This is a genomic window from Acinetobacter sp. ABJ-A23_2, from assembly GCF_044538765.1.
Taxonomy (GTDB): Bacteria; Pseudomonadota; Gammaproteobacteria; order Pseudomonadales; family Moraxellaceae; genus Acinetobacter; species Acinetobacter nosocomialis_A.
The window spans coordinates 1-21,487 of the sequence record NZ_JBIUCP010000055.1 but is presented as its reverse complement, the minus strand read 5'-3'; the positions used below and the strand labels follow the sequence as shown (position 1 = coordinate 21,487).

General features: G+C 38.6%; 19 protein-coding genes. 9 read left to right on the top strand and 10 right to left on the bottom strand.

What is annotated here, in order from left to right; translation table 11 throughout:
* The first annotated feature begins 55 nt into the window (after positions 1–55).
* The 3 genes from ACH63V_RS15925 to ACH63V_RS15915 all read left to right on the top strand — a co-directional run bounded on the left by ACH63V_RS15925 (position 56) and on the right by ACH63V_RS15915 (position 2,160).
* Positions 56–694 (top strand): TetR/AcrR family transcriptional regulator, encoded by a 639-nt coding sequence (locus ACH63V_RS15925; protein ID WP_396464027.1) that lies wholly within the window; start codon positions 56–58, stop codon positions 692–694.
* A gap of 198 nt (positions 695–892) precedes the next feature.
* The gene (locus ACH63V_RS15920; protein WP_396464026.1) at positions 893–1,294 is read left to right on the top strand and encodes a DoxX-like family protein; all 402 of its coding nucleotides are present in this window, start codon (positions 893–895) and stop codon (positions 1,292–1,294) included.
* A gap of 32 nt (positions 1,295–1,326) precedes the next feature.
* A complete protein-coding gene (locus ACH63V_RS15915; protein ID WP_396464025.1) occupies positions 1,327–2,160 on the top strand; it encodes an SDR family NAD(P)-dependent oxidoreductase in 834 nt (277 codons plus the stop codon).
* Positions 2,161–2,175: 15 nt separating this feature from the next.
* Here the strand turns inward: ACH63V_RS15915 and ACH63V_RS15910 are convergent, their stop codons facing one another.
* The 3 genes from ACH63V_RS15910 to ACH63V_RS15900 are packed head-to-tail and all read right to left on the bottom strand — an operon-like array spanning position 2,176 to position 3,804.
* The gene (locus ACH63V_RS15910; protein WP_396464024.1) at positions 2,176–2,850 is read right to left on the bottom strand and encodes a metallophosphoesterase; all 675 of its coding nucleotides are present in this window, start codon (positions 2,848–2,850) and stop codon (positions 2,176–2,178) included.
* Positions 2,851–2,868: 18 nt separating this feature from the next.
* On the bottom strand, positions 2,869–3,078 hold the full coding sequence (locus ACH63V_RS15905; protein ID WP_050560288.1) for a hypothetical protein: 210 nt from the start codon (positions 3,076–3,078) through the stop codon (positions 2,869–2,871).
* 27 nt (positions 3,079–3,105) lie between these two features.
* On the bottom strand, positions 3,106–3,804 hold the full coding sequence (locus ACH63V_RS15900; protein ID WP_396464023.1) for a FadR/GntR family transcriptional regulator: 699 nt from the start codon (positions 3,802–3,804) through the stop codon (positions 3,106–3,108).
* A gap of 96 nt (positions 3,805–3,900) precedes the next feature.
* Between ACH63V_RS15900 and ACH63V_RS15895 the strand changes: the two genes are divergently transcribed.
* Complete coding sequence (locus ACH63V_RS15895; RefSeq protein WP_396464022.1) at positions 3,901–4,803, top strand: ATP-binding protein; 903 nt, start codon at positions 3,901–3,903, stop codon at positions 4,801–4,803.
* Between the two features lie 66 nt (positions 4,804–4,869).
* Here the strand turns inward: ACH63V_RS15895 and ACH63V_RS15890 are convergent, their stop codons facing one another.
* From ACH63V_RS15890 to ACH63V_RS15880, 3 genes are all read right to left on the bottom strand, one after another.
* Positions 4,870–6,705, bottom strand: a complete 1,836-nt coding sequence (locus ACH63V_RS15890; protein ID WP_396464021.1) for a monovalent cation:proton antiporter-2 (CPA2) family protein — start codon at positions 6,703–6,705, stop codon at positions 4,870–4,872.
* A 206-nt stretch (positions 6,706–6,911) separates the two neighbouring features.
* Positions 6,912–8,147, bottom strand: coding sequence for a sodium/glutamate symporter (gltS, locus tag ACH63V_RS15885; RefSeq protein ID WP_002049330.1), 1,236 nt, complete (start codon positions 8,145–8,147; stop codon positions 6,912–6,914).
* Positions 8,148–8,312: 165 nt separating this feature from the next.
* A complete protein-coding gene (locus tag ACH63V_RS15880) occupies positions 8,313–9,332 on the bottom strand; it encodes an AraC family transcriptional regulator ligand-binding domain-containing protein (RefSeq protein WP_396464020.1) in 1,020 nt (339 codons plus the stop codon).
* A gap of 164 nt (positions 9,333–9,496) precedes the next feature.
* Here ACH63V_RS15880 and ACH63V_RS15875 point away from each other — a divergent pair, with 164 nt between their 5' ends.
* From ACH63V_RS15875 to ACH63V_RS15860, 4 genes are read left to right on the top strand one after another with little or no spacing between them, the layout of a single operon-like run.
* On the top strand, positions 9,497–10,537 hold the full coding sequence (locus ACH63V_RS15875) for an NAD-dependent epimerase/dehydratase family protein (RefSeq protein WP_396464018.1): 1,041 nt from the start codon (positions 9,497–9,499) through the stop codon (positions 10,535–10,537).
* 22 nt (positions 10,538–10,559) lie between these two features.
* On the top strand, positions 10,560–11,507 hold the full coding sequence (locus ACH63V_RS15870) for a metal-dependent hydrolase (RefSeq protein ID WP_002049195.1): 948 nt from the start codon (positions 10,560–10,562) through the stop codon (positions 11,505–11,507).
* Positions 11,508–11,515: 8 nt separating this feature from the next.
* A complete protein-coding gene (locus ACH63V_RS15865; RefSeq protein WP_396464017.1) occupies positions 11,516–12,436 on the top strand; it encodes an alpha/beta fold hydrolase in 921 nt (306 codons plus the stop codon).
* 55 nt (positions 12,437–12,491) lie between these two features.
* Positions 12,492–13,997 carry a flavin-containing monooxygenase gene (locus ACH63V_RS15860; protein WP_396464016.1) on the top strand — a complete coding sequence of 502 codons (1,506 nt, stop codon included), beginning with the start codon at positions 12,492–12,494 and terminating at the stop codon, positions 13,995–13,997.
* Between the two features lie 70 nt (positions 13,998–14,067).
* Here the strand turns inward: ACH63V_RS15860 and ACH63V_RS15855 are convergent, their stop codons facing one another.
* Positions 14,068–14,991: a trypsin-like serine protease gene (locus ACH63V_RS15855; RefSeq protein WP_000277160.1), complete on the bottom strand. Its 924-nt coding sequence runs from the start codon at positions 14,989–14,991 to the stop codon at positions 14,068–14,070.
* A 248-nt stretch (positions 14,992–15,239) separates the two neighbouring features.
* On the bottom strand, positions 15,240–16,160 hold the full coding sequence (locus ACH63V_RS15850; protein ID WP_001153333.1) for a LysR substrate-binding domain-containing protein: 921 nt from the start codon (positions 16,158–16,160) through the stop codon (positions 15,240–15,242).
* Positions 16,161–16,342: 182 nt separating this feature from the next.
* Between ACH63V_RS15850 and ACH63V_RS15845 the strand changes: the two genes are divergently transcribed.
* On the top strand, positions 16,343–17,023 hold the full coding sequence (locus ACH63V_RS15845; protein ID WP_000106450.1) for a hydrolase: 681 nt from the start codon (positions 16,343–16,345) through the stop codon (positions 17,021–17,023).
* Positions 17,024–17,085: 62 nt separating this feature from the next.
* Here ACH63V_RS15845 and ACH63V_RS15840 read toward each other — a convergent pair whose 3' ends face one another.
* Together ACH63V_RS15840 and ACH63V_RS15835 are read right to left on the bottom strand one after the other, a co-directional pair.
* Entirely contained in the window at positions 17,086–17,916 is an 831-nt protein-coding gene (locus tag ACH63V_RS15840; RefSeq protein ID WP_396464015.1) for a metal-dependent hydrolase, read from the bottom strand.
* 168 nt (positions 17,917–18,084) lie between these two features.
* Positions 18,085–21,381, bottom strand: coding sequence for a M10 family metallopeptidase C-terminal domain-containing protein (locus ACH63V_RS15835; protein ID WP_396464014.1), 3,297 nt, complete (start codon positions 21,379–21,381; stop codon positions 18,085–18,087).
* Positions 21,382–21,487 lie beyond the last annotated feature (106 nt).

Below are 21,487 nucleotides of genomic sequence, written 5' to 3'. Positions count from 1 at the left end.
TTCTAATTTCATGGTTTAGAATGCCTTTTTTTAAATAGTACTTACAGGCTGGATAATGATCAAAATTGATACCTTTGATACTATGCAAATAAAGAAGTCCTTTACCACACTAAAAGGACAAGAAAGAATAAAGCAAATCTTAAAAAATGCTGAGCTAGTTTTTCTTACTAAAGGTTATTCTGGTTTTAGTATGCGAGGAGTTGCCGCTCAATCAAATATTAGTTTAAGTACCTTGCAGCATTATTTCCAAAATAAAGATATTTTATTAAAGGCTTTACTCGATAAATTAATTTGCGACTACATACAGCGTATAGAAATTTTAATCAACTTAAATGCAAATGAACCACCCTTGCATCGTTTTATGAATATTATCACTAATATAATATATGAAATAGAACAACCGGTCATTACGCATACATTTAAAGAGGTATTTTCTATTTCAGACCACTTACCCTATGTATATGAATCTTTGTCAATGATACAAAAGTATAATTTTGAACTTATATATAAAATCATCCTTCCTATTCATAATGAAATATCATCAGAAGAATATAAAGAAAGAGCTATAATTATAATTACACAGCTTAACGGTTATTTAGTTCAACATTCAAACAAAAATACAGATGAATGCTATAAACAATTTCTAAGAAATATACTTTTAAAAAATATATCAAGATTAGTTAGTGAACCATAAAATTAAAAACATAGGAGCATTTCTCCTATGTTTTTAATATAAAACTTTCCTATCTTATTCCTACATTACTGTTAAAAAATAACCATAAGAAATGATTGAAAAATAAGCTCATCTTATTTTCTGTTGAAGAATAAATTAAATCAAAACATAATAGTCGCAATGATCAAAATTGAAATTTCAAACTTTTAGAGACTCTTAATGAATAATGCTAAAGCATTAAAATTTATAAGCTTTGTGCTCGCTTTTTTATGGATTTATCAAGGACTCATTCCTAAACTAATTTTCATTAACTCTGATGAAATATTTGTATGGCAAACCATCGGACTTTCTTTTGAGTATGCAAAACTTGCTGGGCGCGCCAGCGGTATAGCTGAAATTATTTTTGGTTTATTGTTTCTTTTTTCTACTCATAAATATATTCACTATTTAAGTATTTTAGGTTTATTCGGCTTACTGCTCTTAATTGGTGTTTTAAAGCCATCTACACTTATCTCGCCTTATAACCCTATCGTAATGAATATTTCGATGATAAGTTTATCAATGATCTATTTGCTTTTATTAAAAGAGCAAACAACTCATTTTCATAAAACTGCTCAATAGCGTTAAGTTTTTAAAAAATTATAGAGATTTCAATGAGTTTATCTAGTCGTGAAGTTGGCTGTGTAGTTATCACTGGAAGCACAAAAGGTATTGGTTTAGCACTCGCTCACGCTTTTTTAGAGCTGGGATGTTCAGTTGTCATCGCTGGACGGAACACCGAGCATCTTCACCATGCTCTTTCTCATTTAGAAACTCATTTCAATAAAGAAAAATTTATAGGTCTATGCTGTGATGTGACACAAATTGCGGATGTACAAGCTTTATGGGATGGAGCAATTCAACATTTTGGACAAGTCAATGTGTGGATTAATAACGCAGGCAGCTGCCACCCAACGAAAGAGTTTATTAACCTTCAGCCAGATGAATTAAATGCAGCCATTTCGACGAATATTTTGGGCACAATGCTTGGTTCTCAAGTGGCTCTAAAAGGCATGCTCAAACAGGGTTATGGTCAAATTTTTAATATGGAAGGTTGGGGAAGCAACGGCGAATGGAGTGCTGGAATGACTCCTTACGCAACCACCAAACGAGCGGTTAGTTATTTTAGTAAAGCGCTTTATAAAGAGACTAAGTCGACCTCTATTTTAACTGGCACTCTTAGTCCCGGTATGGTGGCAACCGACTTGTTAGTTTCATCTTGGACTAATGGAAATATTCAAAACTGGAAAAAGATGAAGCGCTTATTTTTCTTTGTAATTGACCCACCAGAAGTTGTTTGTGCGTATTTAGCAAAACAAATTATTCAAAACACAAAAACCAACCGACGCATCGCGTGGATTACACCGTGGAAGCTTTTTCTTAGATTTTTACAGCCTTATTACTGGCGCAGAAACCCTGTTAAAGGCACGGCGTTAGAGCATCTCTAGGTTGGTTTAATATGGTTAACCATCTAACTTCACTAAAGTAAGACGGTTTGATTGATAGGCACCCGTATCAATATAAAAGCAGTTATTTCGCTTAACCATAGTTTCAACAACAGTATGGCCTAAATAAACTTCATCAATATTTTGAACGGTGCCGTAATCTTTACTATTTTTTATTCGGGACCTGCCCCACAGAACATCGGCATAAGTTAAAAATGTATGGGTTACGTCCGAATTTTTCGCTTCAACGCGAGCTTTCAGGGCATTCCAATCATCGAGTTGAATATCGCCATGAACAATACCAATCTTTTTTCGGCGTGTATGCAGCTCAAGCATTATGGGGAGCTTTTTTAGCTTCGCAACAATTTGGTTTCTTGCAGTAATCTCTAGTGCATAGAACCATTCACCGCCATACTTTTCATGAATTTTACGGAAGAAGGAATTATAGTTACCTTGAATACATAGTTCTTCATGGTTACCTCGAACCATCGTAAACCACTTATTTTCTATAAGCTCAAGGCATTGGTAACTCTGCGGCCCTTTATCGACTATATCACCGACACTAATTAATAAATCTTGCTCAAAATTAAAGTTAACTTTTGCAAGTTCTTTCATTAAAAGTGAATAACAACCATGTATATCACCCACTACATATATATTTTGATATTTTAAATCAGCATTTTGAATGACCATGCACATCTCTTTCATGGTTTAAACTTTATTTTCACCATGTTGAGCAAAAGCTTTAATTTCACTTCGGATCAGAATATGTCGCGATGGAAAATAAAACCGATAAGCCAACTCATAAGTTTCAAATAAAGCTAGATCAGATTGATGAGTTGCCCAATAGTAAGCCGTCATACCCTTCTCTTTCCTAAGACTTAAATAGTAAGGAACATCGAAGTTATTCGAAACAATCATAAAACTCATCGTATTTGGTCTAGCTATTTAGTTCTGCTGTGTAGCGTTAGCTTTAATTGAATCTAACGAATGTAAAATCGGAGCCAACATAGATTCAGCAATTTTCATGGCTTCTGTCTCAGATTTATTGGAAATGGCTTGAACGAGTTCGCTATGTATTTGCTGATTTGGGTCAGGTAAATTTTTATTGGTGACTAACTCTAAAGTGTATTGATAGCTTGAGTTTAAGAAATACTCATAGGTTGCTTGCAAGGCTTTATTATGAGTTGCCTTAGCAATTGCCAAATGCAGTTTTTTATCACTTAACATGAAGTTCGCAACATCTTCTTCATTTGTTCTAGCTCTATTTTCTAAGCACTCCATAACTTCACGCATGTCTTCAGGCGTACTGTGTCGAGCAGCCAATTTTGCAATCTCAATTTCTAATAAACATCTCACTTCTAGGTGTTCATATAAATCAGAATGATGAATGGAATTAATCACAATCGAAAAATCATTTTTTGTTCGTACAAAGGTACCAAGCCCCTGTTTGACCTCTAAAACACCTAAATATTCTAAAATTTTAATTGCTTCACGAATGGTGTTTCGGCCTACCCCTAAACCTTGCACAAGCTCGGGTTCAGTTGGAATTTTCTCGTCTACTTTCCACATGTCATTTTTAATATTCTGACGTACAACGTGAATCACTTCGTCTACGAGAGATCTTTTTTGGATTTGCTCAATCATTAAAATTGGTACTAGCAAGCTAAAACATACGGTGATACTATCATCCTATGTTTAATTATTCAAATTCTCTTTCATGCATTTTTAAAGGTTGAGCTCATGGAATTAAGTCAGACAATTTCAAATCTTATTTTTGAAATCCAAAAGCTTACTCAGGCCGTCGAAAAGATTTCTAAAAGCCAAGAAATTTCGGTAGATGTCTTAGATGAGGCGATTGCCTTTAGATGGGAAAGAGAAAATAACAAAGGTTCACTCATTGCTATTCGCAAGCCTCAACTCATTTCGTTTAATCATCTGTGCAATATCGACAACCAGCTCACCAAAGTGAAGTTAAACACCGAGGCTTTTGCAAAAGGATTATTGGCAAATAATGTACTCATGACTGGCTCACGTGGCACAGGTAAGTCTTCTATTGTAAAAGCCTGTTTAAATGAATATCACCACTTGGGCCTTCGAGTAATTGAACTTGAGAAAAAGTACTTAGAAGATTTACCAAAAATCATTAATTTACTGCAAGATCGTGACGAGCGCTTTATTATTTTCTGTGATGATTTGGCATTTGAAGCTGGCGACACAAGTTATGCAACTTTAAAAACCGTGTTAGACGGTTCATTAGCCACTAGCTCAGACAACACCCTCATTTATGCAACGTCAAATCGAAAGCATATGGTGGCCGAGTACAATAAAGATAATACCGAGTTAAATGTGGGTGAAAACGGCGAATTACGTCCTGGCGATAGCATTGAACAAAAGATTTCTTTGGCGGACAGGTTTGGTTTACAAATTAACTTCTATGGATTTAGCCAACAGGAGTATTTAAAAACTGTTCAATACTGGCTAAATGAATATAAATGGCAACAGCGCGAAAGCTGGGAAACAATTCAGTTAAAAGCTATTCAATATGCAACTCAACAAGGTAATCGTTCAGGAAGAATTGCCAATCAATTTGCCAAAATGATTGTGGGTCAAGAAATGCTGAGCGCAGCAGATTTAGCGGTTTAAGCTTTTCTGGTCACAAAATATTTTCAGTAAAAGTTCTTCTAAAGAGAGCTTTTACTGAAGTTTTAACTAATCAACACTTTCATTTTCTGAGGTATCTTCCTTATTTAAAATCCGCCCTTCTTGTTTTGGTCGAATCAATGGCGCCGTCGGTCTTGGATGATGAGTATGAGTATATTGCATACCTACCCCTGCATTTACGTCATCTGCTGCGATTTCAGTTTCAAAACGCTCATTATCTAAATCTCGAATTTCCTCGGTAATTCTTTCTACCTCGTCTTCATCCACACCAAGCTCTTGCAAAATCACGCCGCCAAACTTAATTGCAGATTCAAATGTTTCACGAATCATAAAGTCCACTTTTTGTTTGACTAAATGTAGTGAATGCTCACGGTCGTATGAGCGGACTAATAATTTCGCCAAAGGAAATTCATGGGTCACAAGTTCCACAATTCGATTGGTCGTTTCCTTGCTATCTACACACACCACAATCGCTTGTGCTGTTGCAGCGCCGGAAGCATGTAAAATATCTAGGCGACAGCCATCGCCATAATAAATTTTAAAACCAAATTTTTCGGCGTTTCGAATCATGTCGGTATTATTATCAATAATGGTGACATCGACACCTCTTGCTAACAATAATTGACTGGTGACCTGTCCAAAGCGCCCAAAACCGATCATTAAAACGCTACCACTTAGCCCGTCGGCAATATCGATGTTTTCTAGTGAAACCTTCGTTTTTGCTTGAGTGAAACGCTTAAAAATAATACCAACAATTGGGGTCAACACCATTGAAAACACAACAATCGCGGTTAAATTAGATTTAACAGTACTATCAATAACTTGTGCACTTAATGCAGCAGAGAAAAGTACAAAGGCAAACTCTCCACCTTGAGCCATAAGTAAAGCGCGATCCAATGCTTCTGTATGAGAGCTTTTCGTTACTCGGGCGACTATATAAATCATGAGCGCTTTGGCAAGCATCAGCGCAATTACACCACTTACAATCAGTTGCCAGTTTTGCGCAACCACTGATAAGTCCAGTGACATACCCACGCCAAGGAAAAAGAGGCCCAGTAAGATTCCTCGGAACGGTTCAATATCGGCTTCAATTTGATGTCTAAAGGTCGATTCAGATAAAAGCACACCCGCCAAGAAAGCACCCATTGCCATAGTCAAACCGCTGACTTGCATGAGTAATGCGGCACCCAACACAACCAATAAAGCGGCAGCAGTCATAACTTCTCGCGCTTTAGCAGCAGCCAAAAGTCTAAATAATGGGTTAAGTAACCAATACCCAGCCGCAATAAGCCCTGCAATTGCGAGTAAACCAATTCCTATGCTTTCTAGACGTACCGCTGTGCTTTCGACCACATGATTTGGTGCCATAAAAGCGACAATAGCCAGCAAAGGTACAATCAATAAATCTTCAAAAAGTAAGATGGCTACAATTTTTTGTCCTCGGGGTTGTATCAAATCACCGCGGTCACCCAAGAGCTGCATCACAATGGCAGTCGATGTTAATACAAACCCTGCCGCACCAATAAAAGCAACCTGCCACGTAAAACCAAATAATAGCCCGACGCCAGTCAAAGCCAGCGCACAAATGATAATCTGTAGTGTACCAAGACCAAAAATTTCGCGCCTCAGACTCCATAAATGTGATGGTTGCATTTCCAAACCAATCACAAATAGGTACATCACAATTCCTAATTCGGCAATATGCAAAATTGCGGTGGAATCTTGAAAAAAAGCAAAACCAAATGGGCCAATAATTAGACCCGCAATTAAATAACCTAATACTGAACCTAAACCAATACGTTTAAAAATAGGGACTGCAATAACAGCCGCTGCCAATAAAACTACGGGGGCAACCAAGCTAATTGAATGTGCTTCTGAGCTCATACATTTCTCTTTTTATTTATCTGCAATTTATTCTAAGTGAAACGAGCTTTGGGGGCGATTATTAGTTTTGAGAAAAAGTGTCCTAAAAATAAAATGGCTTAAATCACCCAAAATTGAAAATTAAGCCTATATGTATAAAAAATATCTATTCATCTTAATATTCATAAACAAGCACCCAAAAAAAAGCCCTTACGGGCTTTTTTTGATTAAACAATGAACTTCAACATGAGCTGAATCACTGTCGCATTAATTAAATCGACAAAGAATGCACCACAAAGTGGAACAATTAAAAAGGCCTTATGCGATGGCCCATACATGTTAGTAATGGCTTGCATATTTGCTACTGCTGTTGGTGTTGCACCCATACCAAAACCACAGTGGCCTGCTGCTAACACTGCCGCATCGTAGTTTTTGCCCATAATGCGGAACGTCACAAATGCTGCATATAAAGCCATCGTAATGGTTTGAGCACCCAAAATAACCACAAGCGGACCAGCTAGGTCGGCAAGTTGCCAAAGCTTTAATGAAAGCAATGCCATAGCTAAATAAAGCGACAAAGACGCATTACCAAAAACGTCAATCGCACGGTCGAAAATATCAATTTTCAACACGCTTTCTAAAATATTTCTTAAGATTACACCGCCACCGAGCGCCCAAACGAAAGTTGGTAACTCAAACCAAGTTCCCTTACTAAAGCCAGTCATAAATTCAGCAAATGCTAAACATGCTGCAAACATACCCAGCGTGGTAATTGCATTATCGGCAGTAATTAAACGAACTTGATGCGGGTTTTCAAACGGCGCAAGGTCATCTGAATTTTGTTCAACATGCGTATCGCGATGTTGGATTTCAGCATTAGTTTTAGGTTGAGCAAGGCTATAACGGTTAATGAGTAATTTGGCTAACGGGCCACCAATTACACCACCAATAATCAAACCAAAAGTCGCACTTGCCATACCCAGTGCTAAAGCACCCTGAATACCATGCTGACTTTCTAAGATTTCACCCCATGCACCTGCTGTACCATGACCACCCGTTAAAGTGATTGAACCTGCAATCAAACCAATCAGTGGGTCTAGGCCCAATAAAGTCGCAAGGCTCATACCAACAGCATTTTGCACAACAATAAATGAGGCCACACAGATTAAGAAGATGACTAAAGCAGTACCACCTTCTTTAAGCTTCATAAAATTGGCACTTAAACCAATTGAAGCAAAGAACACGAGCATAAAGCTGGTTTGTAATTCGCTACTAAAAACAATGCTGTACCCCCACAAAGTGTGGACAAGTAAAGAAACTACAGCAGCAACCAAACCACCCGCTACAGGTTCAGGGATATTATAACGTTTTAAAAAATCAATCCGATTGACAAGAAAGCGGCCCAACAATAAAACAATGACCGCCGAAATTAGCGTATAAAAACCATTAAATACAAATTCCATATATATTACATAGACTACTTTCTGATTACATTCCTAATCGATTGTAAAATAATTATATTTTATTTTTGAATATTTAAAAAAAACACAAACAAACTTTACAAAATCCCTCTTTATTTAAGAATACCTAAATAAATCAAACTATTATTTTGAGTATTTAGTAAAAAATTATGATGTACTCTCTCTTAAATTTCGATATTGTTTCGGAGTCTGATTGGTCCAACGTTTAAATGCCCGCGTAAAATGTGTGACTTCGGAATAACCCAGTTTCTCAGAAATATAAGAAATACTATATTCATGATGATTCAATAATTTCTTTGCATATCTTTCTCTAACTTGGTCTACTAAAACCTGAAAAGTAACTCCCTCTTTCGCTAACTGGCGTTGTAATGTTCTTTCAGTTAAATGCAATTTTTCGGCAACATCTTTCATTTTAAAGAAGCCTTCTACTTCATCAAAAAGTAACTCACGCACTAAAGCTGTCAATGGATGTTTTTCACCACGTTTAGCAGCTAACTTGTTTAAATCATGCTTACACTGTTCACGAGCTAAACGAGCGGCTAATGGATCAGCCATAATTAACTGCAGAGCCAAGAAAGTTTCAGAAAAAACCAAACGGTTGAATGGCTGATTAAATTGAATCTCACATGGCAATAATTCTTGAACTTGTTCCAAGAAAGCAGGTTCTGGGTAATTTAATTCGGCTTTTATTTCTAATTTTTGTCCGGTAATGGCATTCGACATTTGAGCAAAGCCCACCATTAAAAATGTCATCCCGACAATACCCATTTTAAAGTTTGTCATGGGTTGATCTAAATATAAAAAAGCTAAATCGTTTTCTATTTCAAGACGTGGTTTTAAAGCTGGACAACGTAGGCCAATGAACTGTTCCATGACATTTAAAGCTTCACCCAAATTTTGTGAAACCATTGCAGCAAGACCAACCGAACCATGACAAGACACGGTCATTTGCAAGCCAAGATAGATACCTAATGCAGGCTCATTGGTCAGTTCGACTGCTCTATTCAGAAGATTATTAAAAATATTGAAATCTAAATACCAAAAGGGTTCCAACAGTTGCTCAACAGAAACTCCGCTTCCTTCCAAGAGTTCTTCGGGAGATACATTTAGCTTTTGGACGACATCAGCCATAAGGCTGACATAGGTTCCAGGTAAAGACGGATTCACAATACGCTCTCTTTATTTTTCTCGATAAAATGTCGTGAAATGGTCAAAACTGTCATTTCAAGAACTATGACACATATTTCAGATTCGGCATAGTACCTCTTACTAAGTTGCCGCATTTTTATCCACTTTGTACAGGATAAAAATCTAATAAAGATTGGTGAAATATGAAAGCTCTGGTTACTGGTGGTGCTGGTTTTATTGGTTCCCACATTGTACGTACTTTACTCAATGAAAATTACGAAGTACGTGTACTGCATTTGCCTCAAGAAAAATTAACCAATTTAGAAGGGTTAGATGTTGAGTTAATTGCAGGCGACATTACCGACCCAGCAAAAATGGATGAAGCAGTAACGGGTTGTGATTTGGTTTTTCATACTGCCGCAATTTATGCCTTATGGCTTCCGAAGCCTGAGCTTATGCGCAAAGTCAATGTTGAAGGAACACGAACCGTACTCAATGCTGCAAAAAAGGCTGGTGTTAAACGTGTTGTTTATACCAGTACAGGCGCATGTTTTGCAGGTCAACCCAAAGGCATTCAGGCCACCGAAACAAGTCCATTTGCTTTAGGCGCGACTGGAGATGCATACGTTTTAACAAAATTTGAAGCACATCAGGTTGCCTTACAGTTTGCCGCGGGCGGCTTAGATATTGTGATTGTCTGCCCGACAGGTCCAATTGGCCCTCAAGATATTGCCCCAACCCCAACAGGAAAACTTTTACTCACCATCGCTACCATGCCTGCCCTTGCTGTACCGGGTGCAATTAACAATATGGTTGATGTACGCGATGTAGCAAAAGGCCATGTCTTGGCTGCGCAAAAAGGTAGAAGTGGTGAAACCTATATTTTAGGTAATCGAGATCTTGACGGCGTAGCGATGGCAAAAACAGTTCATCAGCTCTTAGGCATCTGGCGCCCAGTAATGACCATTCCAAGTGTAGTTGAAGGCGTCTCATCTCAACTTGCGGGCCATGCAGCTTTGTGGGTAACAGAACATATTACTCATAAAGCTCCCCTTGTGACGCCTTCAGCAGCCAAAATCGGTCAGCTCGGCACCTCATTTAATTGTACAAAAGCCATTCAAGAGCTTGGACTTCCTCAAACGCCCGTTGAAATTGCAGTACGTGATGCATTGCAGTGGTTTGCAGCCAATGGTTACGTCAAATCTCGTAGCTTGATCAAAAAAATTGAGTCAATTTCGATCTGATTTAAGTAGGCAGGATTCTACTATGAGCACATTTATTGATCATCATATTGTTGCACGGAAAGTACAGTTTGATTTTTCTCAAACGCCTCGTCATTGGGTTCCAAACGATGTGTTAACGACACATGTACTGAACAGCATGCATGTTCTTTTACCTGCTGTTGAACACTGGTTTTGTCGCCTTGCAAACAAAACGTTGCCCTATGTTGAAGATAAAAACCTGAAAGCAGATATCCGTGGTTTTATTGCCCAAGAAGCGGCCCATGCCAATGCACATAAAGGTGCAGAGATTTATTTTCAGACTCACGGCATAGATCCCACACCCTTTAAAGATTTTTTAAACTGGTTCTTTAAAGATGGCTTTATGGGCGACACGCCGTTTGGAATTTATGGTCCTTTTAAGCGTTATCCAAAACAGTGGCTCGCTTTTCGTATGGGCATTATTGCAGGGCTTGAACACTATTTCTGTTTCTTTGGTACATGGGCTTTAGATGCAGAAGGCCTAGAAGGTGCGGATCCAGCCATGCTAGATATTGTGCGCTGGCATGGTGCCGAAGAAGTTGAGCATCGCACAGTTGGCTATGATGCTTATCGAGCTTTAGCTGGAGACGGCGTTAAAGGCTATTTAGGCAGACAGCTCAGCATGGGGTTTGCTTTTGCTGCAATGGTTGGGTTCTGGCTCGGTTCAACGGTCTATCTTTGTCATCTCGATGGAACCAAAGAAGCCCAAAAAATTGCTAAAAAAAATCCATTGGCTTTAGTTTGGTTATTTCAAAAAACTGCAAAGAAAAAGAAAAGCTTACCTGATCTCGGCATGATTTTGACTGCTTTAAAAGGATGGAGCAAATTGAGCTATCACCCTGAACATGATGGTGATGTCGAAAAAGCTTTAGCTTATTTAGCTCAATCGCCCGCCGCTCAGTTAGCCGCAGAGGCCTACGCCAAAGCGCTTTCTTCAAAATTGAAAAGCTGAGCAGTGCCATGATTCAAGTCGAGCAATTAACCTTAAGCCGTGATGGACTCACGTTGCATGGGACTCTATATGGTGAAGCTAATGCCTCTTTGGTAGTACTTATACACGGTTTCCCTGACACACCGCATAGCTGGGACCACATATACCCTTTACTTGTGAAAGCAGGCTATCAAGTTTTTGTCCCTTGGTTGCGTGGCTATACCCAAGACTCTGTAAATCGGCAGGCACATTACGGTCTCGCCTCTGCTCTAGCAGATTTAGCAGCTTGGTTAGAACTTTTAAAAGCAAAAGGACACTTAAAAAATAAAGCTCACCTCGTAGGACATGACTGGGGAGCTGCAATCGCAATGAGCTTTGCAAGTAGGCAACCCAAAGCTTTGCATAGCATGAGTTTGTTGGCTGTTCCCCCAATTCCAAATTTTAAGGATGTTTTTAAAGCCTTACCTAATTTTCCACGTCAGCTCTACATGTCTTCTTATATGTTGCTCATGCAATCAAGATTTGCTGAACAGGTGCTATCTCGTAATAACGCAAGTTTTGTAGAAAAAATTTGGCGTAAATGGTCACCTACTTGGAAATTTACTGAGTCAGATTTTTCACCTACCCGCGCGGCTTTTCAAAATCCCGATATTGCTTGGGCAGCTACCCGCTATTACCACAACTTATTTGCAATTTTAAATTCGGACAATCTCAGAGCAAATCGGCATTTATTAAGTCCAGTCACCACACCCACACTGGCCTTAGCCGGTTTGGACGATGGTTGTATGAATATACGGCTACATCAAGCTTTAGCCCAGACATCTTATTTCCCGCAAGGAATTGAGAGTGTCTACGTTCCCGGCTGCGGTCATTTTTTACAAGCTGAACAACCCAACATTATCGCTCAGTACTTAATTCAACATTTTCAGAAGACTGATCGCTCCACTTAAGGCTGTACGCAACTCTATCAGCCAAGTCATTTATACTTTATTTCAGGATTTTTCTATGAATAAATTAGTCAAACCCTCTACCCCAACTCAACTTGTAGATGTACTTATTATTGGAGCTGGTCCCTCAGGTTTAAGTACTTGCATCAAGTTAAAAGAGCAAGGAATTAAAAACGTTGTCATTTTAGATATGGCTAGCCGTATTGGTGGCACATGGGCATTAAATGATTACCCGGGCCTATTTTGTGACGTACCGAGTGAAATGTACTCTCTGGGATATGCGCCAAATCCAAACTGGTCACGAACCTATGCGCCTCAAGCCGAAATTCGACAATATTTAGAAGATGTGGCTCACAAATTTGAGATTGTGAATCAGATTAAACTTAACACCGAGGTCACTCATGCCGAATGGGATAATGATTTAAATCGCTGGCTCATTAGCACACGTGATGGTAAAAAATATAGTGCAAAAATCTTTGTACCTGCGACAGGTTTTATTGGCGAAGCAAAAATGCCGAGCTTCCCGGGTCAAGAAAAGTTTAAAGGTACTATGTTTCACTCAGGTAAGTGGAATCATGAGCATGATTTAACAGGTGAAAAAGTAGCTGTGATCGGTAGCGGCGCTTCAGCTATTCAGTTTTTACCAGCCATTCAACCTAAAGTTGGTCATCTTTATAGTTTCCAACGTACGCCGTCATGGGTTTTACCAAAACCGGACTTTGCCGTTCCAAACATTGTAAAAGTTACTTTTAAAAAAGCGCCAATTTTAGAAAAGATTATTCGTGAAAGTGCGTTGTGGAGTCTAGAACCCTCACTTCCTATTTTCATGAATGAAAATATTATGAGAAAACTGCATGCCTTAGGAAAGTTAAACATCTTTTTAGGTGTTAAAGACCCAGAAATGCGTAAGGCATTAACACCTACACATACCTTAGGTTGTAAGCGTCCAATGTTTTCTAATAACTGGTATACGGCTTTAGCCAAACCGAATGTGACTGTCCTCTTTCAGGGCTTGTCTCATATCACTGAAAATGGTGTAGTCGGTGAAGACGGCAAAGAAATTAAAGTAGATACCATTATTTTTGGTACTGGCTATGCTGTCGCAGAACCCGCAATTTATAAAATTATTAAAGGTGTAGACGGCCGCAGTTTAAGCGATGTGTGGCAGCGTCAACCGCGTGCATACATGGGCATGTCAATTCACGGTTTCCCTAACATGTTTATGATGTTAGGACCGAACTCACAAAACACCGTGGGTTCAGTCATGTGGACCGCTGAGCAGCAATCCGTTTATATCGCAAAAATGGTGAAGTTAATACAGCAGCAACGTCTGGACCGTATTGAAGTCAAAGCAGATGTTCAAAAACGTTTTAATGACCGTATAGATAAACGATTGGCTAAAATGCCGGTAAGACCCGATGTTTGTAAAAGCTATTATCTAGATGATGCAGGTCGTAACCATATTATTTGGCCCGAATTTGGTTTTGTGATTAAACATAAACTGCATCACGTCAATTTGAAAGACTACGACGCCACAACCAAAGTAATTAAAGTGGTCGCTTAATAAACCCATTCAATCTAAGTAAAAAAAAGATCAAGATACCGAAGTATCTTGATCTTTTAATAAGTACGAATTAAAAACCAAATAATGAAGCAAGCCAGTTAAAGAAACTAAAAACAACATTATCGGTAGTTTGAGGTTCAGTTGTCGGCTGTGAAGTTGTTGGTGGATTTGTTACCGGCGGTTGAGTCGTTGGCTCTACTGACGGCGGTGTAGTTGGTGGTGTTACTGCTCCAGTTTGGTTTCCGGCTGCTGACCATTTCACCAATACATCATTGATTTGATGAGTATACTGACAGATTACAGCACCGTATTTATCAGTACCCGCAATACCGTTATTAATACCAATTAAAGTATTATCATCTGACAGCCAAGGTCCACCAGAATCCCCAGCATTCATAGAAGCGGTTGCCTTATAGTAAATCCCTCGTGCTAACGGTGAAGGACCTACATCTCGAATATTGACATATGAAGTGCCATATAAATTTTCAGGTAAGGCCGCACCCGTACTACTACGACCTAAATAAGCCGTTACATCACCACGCCCAATATTTTGCCTTGCTTCAGTTTGACTACATGCGGCTGGAATTTTGGCTACGGTTGCACCGCTATTATTATCAATAGGGTGAGATAGGCGTATTAAAGCGATATCTACATCGGGAATCTCAACCCAGCCTTCATCTTTCTTAAAAGATGCTGCTTGAACTTGAGATAAAAAACTCGCCCCATATTTCACCGTCCCACCAAGCGTATAGCCTTGATTCGCACTATCACCCCAAACTGCCGCCGTACAATGTGCTGCTGTTAAAACTACATCATTGCGAATTAATACTCCTCCACAAGTATTACCTGATGTCTGTGAGAAAAAAAGGAAAGGTTTGGTGACGGTAAATTCCAGTTTTACAAAAGAACTTGAGTTATCTGCTGCCATGACTGAAGAACTATATATAACTAATGCTAGAGCATTAATTAGTCCCCCAATATTCTTTTTATACATGTTTATCTCCTTCAAATCTTTAGAAGTATTTAGGGTGTTATGACTTGTTTTTTTGATAAATATTTCACAGGACTGTGATGATTTATCAGCCAGAGATTAACCACTTAACTTCTTGAGGAGAACTTCATTTCACGACATAACTGACCATTTCACGACAATATAAAATCATATTAATTTCTATTTATTTTTCATAAAGTTAATCTATAAAAAATAATCAAAATTTAAGTTTTTTACTGCTTTTAATTTAGTTATCGATAACCTAATAAGTCTTTATCGAGTTGATTAAACTGCTCTTCTAAAAAATCCAGCAACCTTTTGATGGCAGGTAATAATCCTTTTCTAGAAGCATAAGCCGCATGGACAATACCGCTTGTAGGTTTCCATTCAGGTAAAACCACAATCAGTTCTTTACGCAAAATATATTCGTGAGCCATCATAATCGGTAAAGGAGCAATACCTAAGCCATGAATAACAGCCTGTAATACCCCGGTCATGTCATTCACAATTAAATCAGGATCATGCTGGAAATGAGTTGTTCCATGCTCCTGATGATGAAGTACCCACACACTTTGTTGTTCTGCATTACCAAGCCCAATAGTTCTGAACTGATGCAATTCATCTAAAGTTTGAGGTATCGGCTGCTTAGACAAAACACGAGGGTGCGCAACTAAACACTGATCACTAGTCACAAATTTTTTCATGACCAAACCACTATCTTTGAGTGGCGGATAGCGAACACGAAAAGCAATATCAATTCCTTCATTTAAGACATCAACATTTCGGTTGGTCACATCAATATAGATTTTTATTTTTGGGAATTGCAGCATAAATTTAGTCAGAAACTCGCCCATGTGATGATGCAATAAGGCAGGTGGACAAGACACCCGAATCGTTCCACGCGGCTCTGACTGGTTTAAATCAATAAATTCTTGGGCATTTTCAGCATCGATCAAGATCGCGTGACAGTATTGATAATATTGTTGGCCGAGTTCAGTCACGCTAAATTGCCTCGTAGAACGATGCAATAAACGTACACCGAGTCTTTCTTCTAAAAGTGCAACTCTTCGGCTGAGTTTAGATTTTGGAATATCGAGCGCTCTAGCCGCAGCAGAATAACCACCATATTCAACAATTTTTGCAAAGTAATATAGATCGTTTAAATCCTGCATTTCCTACCTCTTATTGTTCAAATAATAGAACACTAAAATCAAATTTCGGCAGCTTCTAGGCTCATATTTTCGTTATATCTTAATTAAACAAGAAGTGAATAACTATACAAAAACAGCTATCCCCCTGTTTTATTTAGTCATCCTTCCGACTTTAAATTTATCGAAATAAAGTGGAGCATAAAATGAGTACACCAGCAAATTTTAACGGTCAAGCACCCGTAATCGACCCAAATAATGTTGCAATGCTACTAATCGACCATCAAAGTGGCTTATTTCAAACTGTAAAAGATCTTACTGTTCCTGAGTTACGTGCAAATGTGGTTACTCTGGCTAAAGTTGCAACGCTATGTAATGTACCTGTCATTACTACTGCTTCTGTTCCTCAAGGTCCAAATGGTCCTTTAATTCCAGAAATTCACCAGTTTGCTCCTCATGCACAATATGTTGCCCGTAAAGGTCAAATTAATGCTTGGGATAACCCTGACTTTGTTGAAGCAGTCAAAGCAACCGGTAAAAAACAACTGATTATTGCAGGTACTATTACCAGCGTATGTATGGCTTTCCCAAGTATCAGCGCAGTTGCTGAAGGTTTCCAAGTCTTTGCGGTGATTGATGCATCTGGAACATATTCAAAAATGGCTCAAGAAATTACCTTAGCTCGAGTTGTTCAAGCTGGTGTGGTGCCAATTGATACAGCGGCTGTGTGTTCAGAGCTACAAAAAACATGGCATCGTAGTGATGCAGCAGACTTTGCAGCAGCTTATAGTGCAATTTTCCCACCGTACCAATTGCTCATCGAAAGCTATCAAAAAGCACAAGACGTTGTTAAAAACAATGAAATGCTAGATTCTGAAAGAACCTAATTCATCAGTTTTTTCAGCTTAAATGTCCAATCTCTTACGATTGGACATTTAAAATAAATCTATTAAAACCCAAGCTGTGCTTTAGTGTGCTCTTCCAAAGCTTTTGAGTCGTGTTGTTCTGGATGAAAATCTAATTTGTAATAGTCCAAATAATCTTTCCATAAAGTACTTAAAAAACCATTCTTTCCAAGAATTAATGCATTAAATTCTTTTAGGTGGAGTAACTTCCATGCGGAAAAGTGAGTTATGGCCAGATACACCGTACCCGCTGACATTATTCCTGCCATATATAAAGTCACAAACGGCATTACAAGAAGCCGAATGAAATTGCCCCCAGAGACATCTTGATATAAATCGAAAGCCACACTTTTATGTTCGCTTTCTTCTACCGCATGCCATAACCAAATATTTTTTAAAGTTTCATTACTTGATAAACGCTCCTGCAAATCGGAACGTCTCATAATCTGCCGTGCAATAATGGCTGTAAAATGTTCAGCAGCCGAAGTAATTGCTAATTGCTGGGTGGGTGTGAAATATTTTTTCAACCTAGCCATTAACCATTCCACATTGGCTGAAACAGGCTCGGTATCAAGTCCAGATGACTGTATAAGTTGGTTCAGATGTTCATGTTCTTTAGCATGCATCGCCTCTTGTCCAATAAAGGCTGCAATATCTTTTTGAAGTCTTTCTGTTTTAGCCTGATTTTGTAAGTTTCTTACACTATGTACAAAAAATCGCTCACCCGCAGGAAACATAGCAGACAAGGTTGCCAGCCAGTACTCTCCCCAAGGGTTATCCTTAAATAAAGTAGGTTGAGACTGATTAAAATTAAAACTCATATGGCGCACAGGGAAGTGAGCACCGCGATCAAAGACTTTAGCTAGAATTCCCATTTTTTATTCCTTCATTCTTTCATTGAATACAATTCAATAGATTTATTTTTCTGAGGTTTGATCAGTGATCTGACAGTTCATGGAACTTTGTTTCTATTAAAAAAGATGCTTAAGCCATCTCACCTAAGCATCTTTTTAAAGTTAGTTAGCCACTTGTACTTCCTTCATTTAGACAAGGATCTGATGGTTGTCCCATAGAGTATTTAAAGTAGTGTTGACATTATTTAAGGTTAAAAATGAGGTACTGTTATAAGCAGTTCCTGCACCATCTCGGTCAATACTTAAAATACTGTTATTTCCATTGAGGTCTAATGAGAGATAAGAAAAAATAGAGTTTACAGTGCCGCCATTGGCATAATTGATGAGCAGTTCACTAATATCAATTTTGTCGGCTTCACTGTCGGTTAAGGTATTGCCTACTTTAAAGTCTTTCCAAACGTCAGCTCCGTTACCACCCGTTACATCGTTTGTATTTAATAATTTATATAACGCAGTGTCAGAGCCTAAACCACCAATCAAGGTATCGTTATCTTTTCCACCATTTAAAATGTCATTACCAGCACCACCATTTAGAACGTCATTGTTGGTACCACCACTTAAAATGTTATTACCACTGTTCCCAACAATCGTATTACCATTTCCATTCCCCGTTCCATCAATGTTGTCTGTCCCCAACAGATTCAAATTATTAAGTGCATTGCCGCTATCTAACGCATAACTCACAGTTGAGTTAACAGTCTCGAATCCTTCGTTAATCTTCTCGATAATGACATCATTTACGTTATCAACATAATAGATGTCATCACCCAAACCTCCAATCAGCGTATCTGCTCCACTTCCGCCATCTAAAGTGTCATTACCAGCCCCACCATCTAAGGTGTCGTTTCCAGCTCCACCATTCAATGTGTCATTTCCAGCATATCCATTTAAAATGTTATTGCCAGCATTACCAATGATGACATTATTCAGCGCATTTCCATTGCCGTTTAAATTATCCGCGCCATTTAAAGTGAGGTTTTCTAGGTTATCCCCTAAGGTATAATTTATATCCGAGATTACTTTATCGTTACCTTCAGCAGTATTCTCTACAATGCTATCGCCTACATTATCTACATAATAAGTATCGTCACCCGTTCCACCAATCAGGCTATCTGCACCTTTTCCACCATCAAGGATGTCATTTCCGGCACCCCCCAATAGCACATCGTCTCCCCAATTTCCTTTTAAAGTGTCGTTACCAAGACCACCTTCAAGTCGGTTAGATAAATTGTTCCCAACTAAAATATCATCGTAAGCACCACCAATTGCATTTTCAATCTGGGTTCCAAGGTTGATGCTTAGTTGGTTTGCACTCGATATATGAGAAGATTTTTCACCAATATAACTCCAACCACCCTGATTAAGATCGATGGTAGCTGCTTGTGCAGCATTGCTCGCATTGATTGTATCAACGCCTGCACCATCCCATACCAATATGCCTTTAGTGCCATCAAAGGTATAAGTATCATTACCTGCACGGGTTGAACTATTCACTCCATATATCGCTTGCAAAGCCGCAATATCAAACGGTGCAAAAGATCCGTCATATGACATACCAGTACGGTCATATGACATCACTGACCATGCCCGTGTGTCTTCTTCTTTTGAGAAACTATCAATGGTGGAACCTTCAAAGGTATGACGTAAACCCAGAGCATGTCCCAACTCATGCGGATAGCTTGCAGTCACCCAAGTTCCTGCCGGGTCAAACCAAAAATCTGGTCCAAAAGCCACATCTGAACCAACAAAAGCTCCGCTTGGATACTGTGCATAAGCCGTGGCAGCAGTGCTATTACGGTATGCAGCAATGGTATTAAGCTGTGATGCATTGTCCGTTAATGTAAAAGTTAAAGCTGAAAAGTCAGAAGCTTTTTGGTAGACCTGAGTCATAAAGTCCTGTTGAGCTTTACTAAAAGGACTCCACCATAAAGGTGCTTGACCATTTGCATCGAGTAGGTAATCAGGTGCAGTCGAAGGGAAAATATACTTAAAATCTGGATTACTATTTGTTGTAGCAACAAGTGCACGTACCCAGTAATTTACTCCAACCGTCGTATCTAGTTGAGCACGGTCAATCGTGACGCCATCGGCAAATTGAATACTAAAGTTTTTATTGTTGTTAGCGAGATAGCCAGTTAGCTTAACAACATCACTATCGCTGTATTGAATATTTAAAGTGGTTTTATCAAAACTGTATTGGACATCGGTAGATTTAACGTCCGTAAACACAATCGTGTTGTTACCCGAATAGTCTCCATTAATTGTGTCTATTCCATCGCCTAAAGAAAAACGATAAGTATCGTCACCTTCTCGACCATTTAACGTGTCATTACCCTTACCTCCCGTAATCACATCATTGGGAAGAGTCCCTAAAAAGTTATCGGCATTATCTGTCCCAGTCCAAGTTGCAGTTTTTCCTGTTAAGAACTCCTGATAAGTTTGAACTACGCCATCTGAAAGGATGTAGTTGTTAATGTAGGCTTTTAAAGTGATGCTATCCGTTGCTGAATAATGAATAACTAATTCATTATTAGCATTAGTTGTGAATGTAATGTCTTTTGAAGAAACATCGGTAATTTGGATGGTGTTTTTACCCGAATAATCGTTAATGGTATCGTTACCATCTCCCTTACTAAATTGATAAGTATCGTCCCCACTACCCGAGGCTAACCAATCATTCCCAGTACCACCTATGGTCAAGTCATTACCTGTTCCGCCATATAACTTATCATCACCTGCACCACCATTTAACGTATCATCCCCAGCATTACCATTTAAGGTATCGTTACCTTCAAGACCATTGATAATGTCATTCGATGCAAAGCCATTAATCGTTTCATTGCCTTTGGTGCCAGTGAGTGTAATGGTTTTATTTGTGAGTAATTGATCGAGTGTCGTAGTCGTACCGTCAGAGAATTTAAAGTTACTTACATTCCCTTCAATTAATACGGCGTCATTGTCTGAGTATTTGACCTGTAAATTGCTTCCATTTCCTTGTATAGAAATATCGGCCAAATTGCTCGCCATGAACTGGATGATGTTATTTCCACTATAGTCCGTGACCTTGTCTATACCATCCCCTTTACTGAATTGATAAATATCGTCTCCTACTCCACCAAATAGACGATCATTTCCCGCACCACTACTTATTTGATCGACTAAATTTGTGCCTACAATCCACTCACTGTTTGCAGTAGAAATGTTTAGACCATTACCCCCACTTGTAAATAAAACCTGTTTTTCGACCCCATCACTGAAAATCATGCGAGCTTTAGCAAGAGAATTAAAATTAAGTGAATAGTAAGTTCCTGAATAATTAGTGACGTATAAAACACTATTTATGTATTCAATTTGCCTAATATCATTTGAAGTAAAATTATTGAACTTTAGCCATAAACCATTTTGATCATTGCCATAAGTTACCATTGAGGTTTCCTTATTTTTGTTATTGATAGAGGAAATACTATTTAATTTCACTTAATAGAAGAACCTCTTTTGGCGACAAAAATTACCATTTAGCGACATATTTTTT

What these genes read in the sequence shown, in the direction of transcription:
- ACH63V_RS15925 (WP_396464027.1), top strand. Translation starts at nt 56, where the DNA reads ATGATCAAAATTGATACCTTTGATACTATGCAAATAAAGAAGTCCTTT.
- ACH63V_RS15920 (WP_396464026.1), top strand. Translation starts at nt 893, where the DNA reads ATGAATAATGCTAAAGCATTAAAATTTATAAGCTTTGTGCTCGCTTTT.
- ACH63V_RS15915 (WP_396464025.1), top strand. Translation starts at nt 1,327, where the DNA reads ATGAGTTTATCTAGTCGTGAAGTTGGCTGTGTAGTTATCACTGGAAGC.
- ACH63V_RS15910 (WP_396464024.1), bottom strand. Translation starts at nt 2,850, where the DNA reads ATGGTCATTCAAAATGCTGATTTAAAATATCAAAATATATATGTAGTG.
- ACH63V_RS15905 (WP_050560288.1), bottom strand. Translation starts at nt 3,078, where the DNA reads ATGATTGTTTCGAATAACTTCGATGTTCCTTACTATTTAAGTCTTAGG.
- ACH63V_RS15900 (WP_396464023.1), bottom strand. Translation starts at nt 3,804, where the DNA reads ATGATTGAGCAAATCCAAAAAAGATCTCTCGTAGACGAAGTGATTCAC.
- ACH63V_RS15895 (WP_396464022.1), top strand. Translation starts at nt 3,901, where the DNA reads ATGGAATTAAGTCAGACAATTTCAAATCTTATTTTTGAAATCCAAAAG.
- ACH63V_RS15890 (WP_396464021.1), bottom strand. Translation starts at nt 6,705, where the DNA reads ATGAGCTCAGAAGCACATTCAATTAGCTTGGTTGCCCCCGTAGTTTTA.
- gltS (WP_002049330.1), bottom strand. Translation starts at nt 8,147, where the DNA reads ATGGAATTTGTATTTAATGGTTTTTATACGCTAATTTCGGCGGTCATT.
- ACH63V_RS15875 (WP_396464018.1), top strand. Translation starts at nt 9,497, where the DNA reads ATGAAAGCTCTGGTTACTGGTGGTGCTGGTTTTATTGGTTCCCACATT.
- ACH63V_RS15870 (WP_002049195.1), top strand. Translation starts at nt 10,560, where the DNA reads ATGAGCACATTTATTGATCATCATATTGTTGCACGGAAAGTACAGTTT.
- ACH63V_RS15865 (WP_396464017.1), top strand. Translation starts at nt 11,516, where the DNA reads ATGATTCAAGTCGAGCAATTAACCTTAAGCCGTGATGGACTCACGTTG.
- ACH63V_RS15860 (WP_396464016.1), top strand. Translation starts at nt 12,492, where the DNA reads ATGAATAAATTAGTCAAACCCTCTACCCCAACTCAACTTGTAGATGTA.
- ACH63V_RS15855 (WP_000277160.1), bottom strand. Translation starts at nt 14,991, where the DNA reads ATGTATAAAAAGAATATTGGGGGACTAATTAATGCTCTAGCATTAGTT.
- ACH63V_RS15850 (WP_001153333.1), bottom strand. Translation starts at nt 16,160, where the DNA reads ATGCAGGATTTAAACGATCTATATTACTTTGCAAAAATTGTTGAATAT.
- ACH63V_RS15845 (WP_000106450.1), top strand. Translation starts at nt 16,343, where the DNA reads ATGAGTACACCAGCAAATTTTAACGGTCAAGCACCCGTAATCGACCCA.
- ACH63V_RS15840 (WP_396464015.1), bottom strand. Translation starts at nt 17,916, where the DNA reads ATGGGAATTCTAGCTAAAGTCTTTGATCGCGGTGCTCACTTCCCTGTG.
- ACH63V_RS15835 (WP_396464014.1), bottom strand. Translation starts at nt 21,381, where the DNA reads ATGGTAACTTATGGCAATGATCAAAATGGTTTATGGCTAAAGTTCAAT.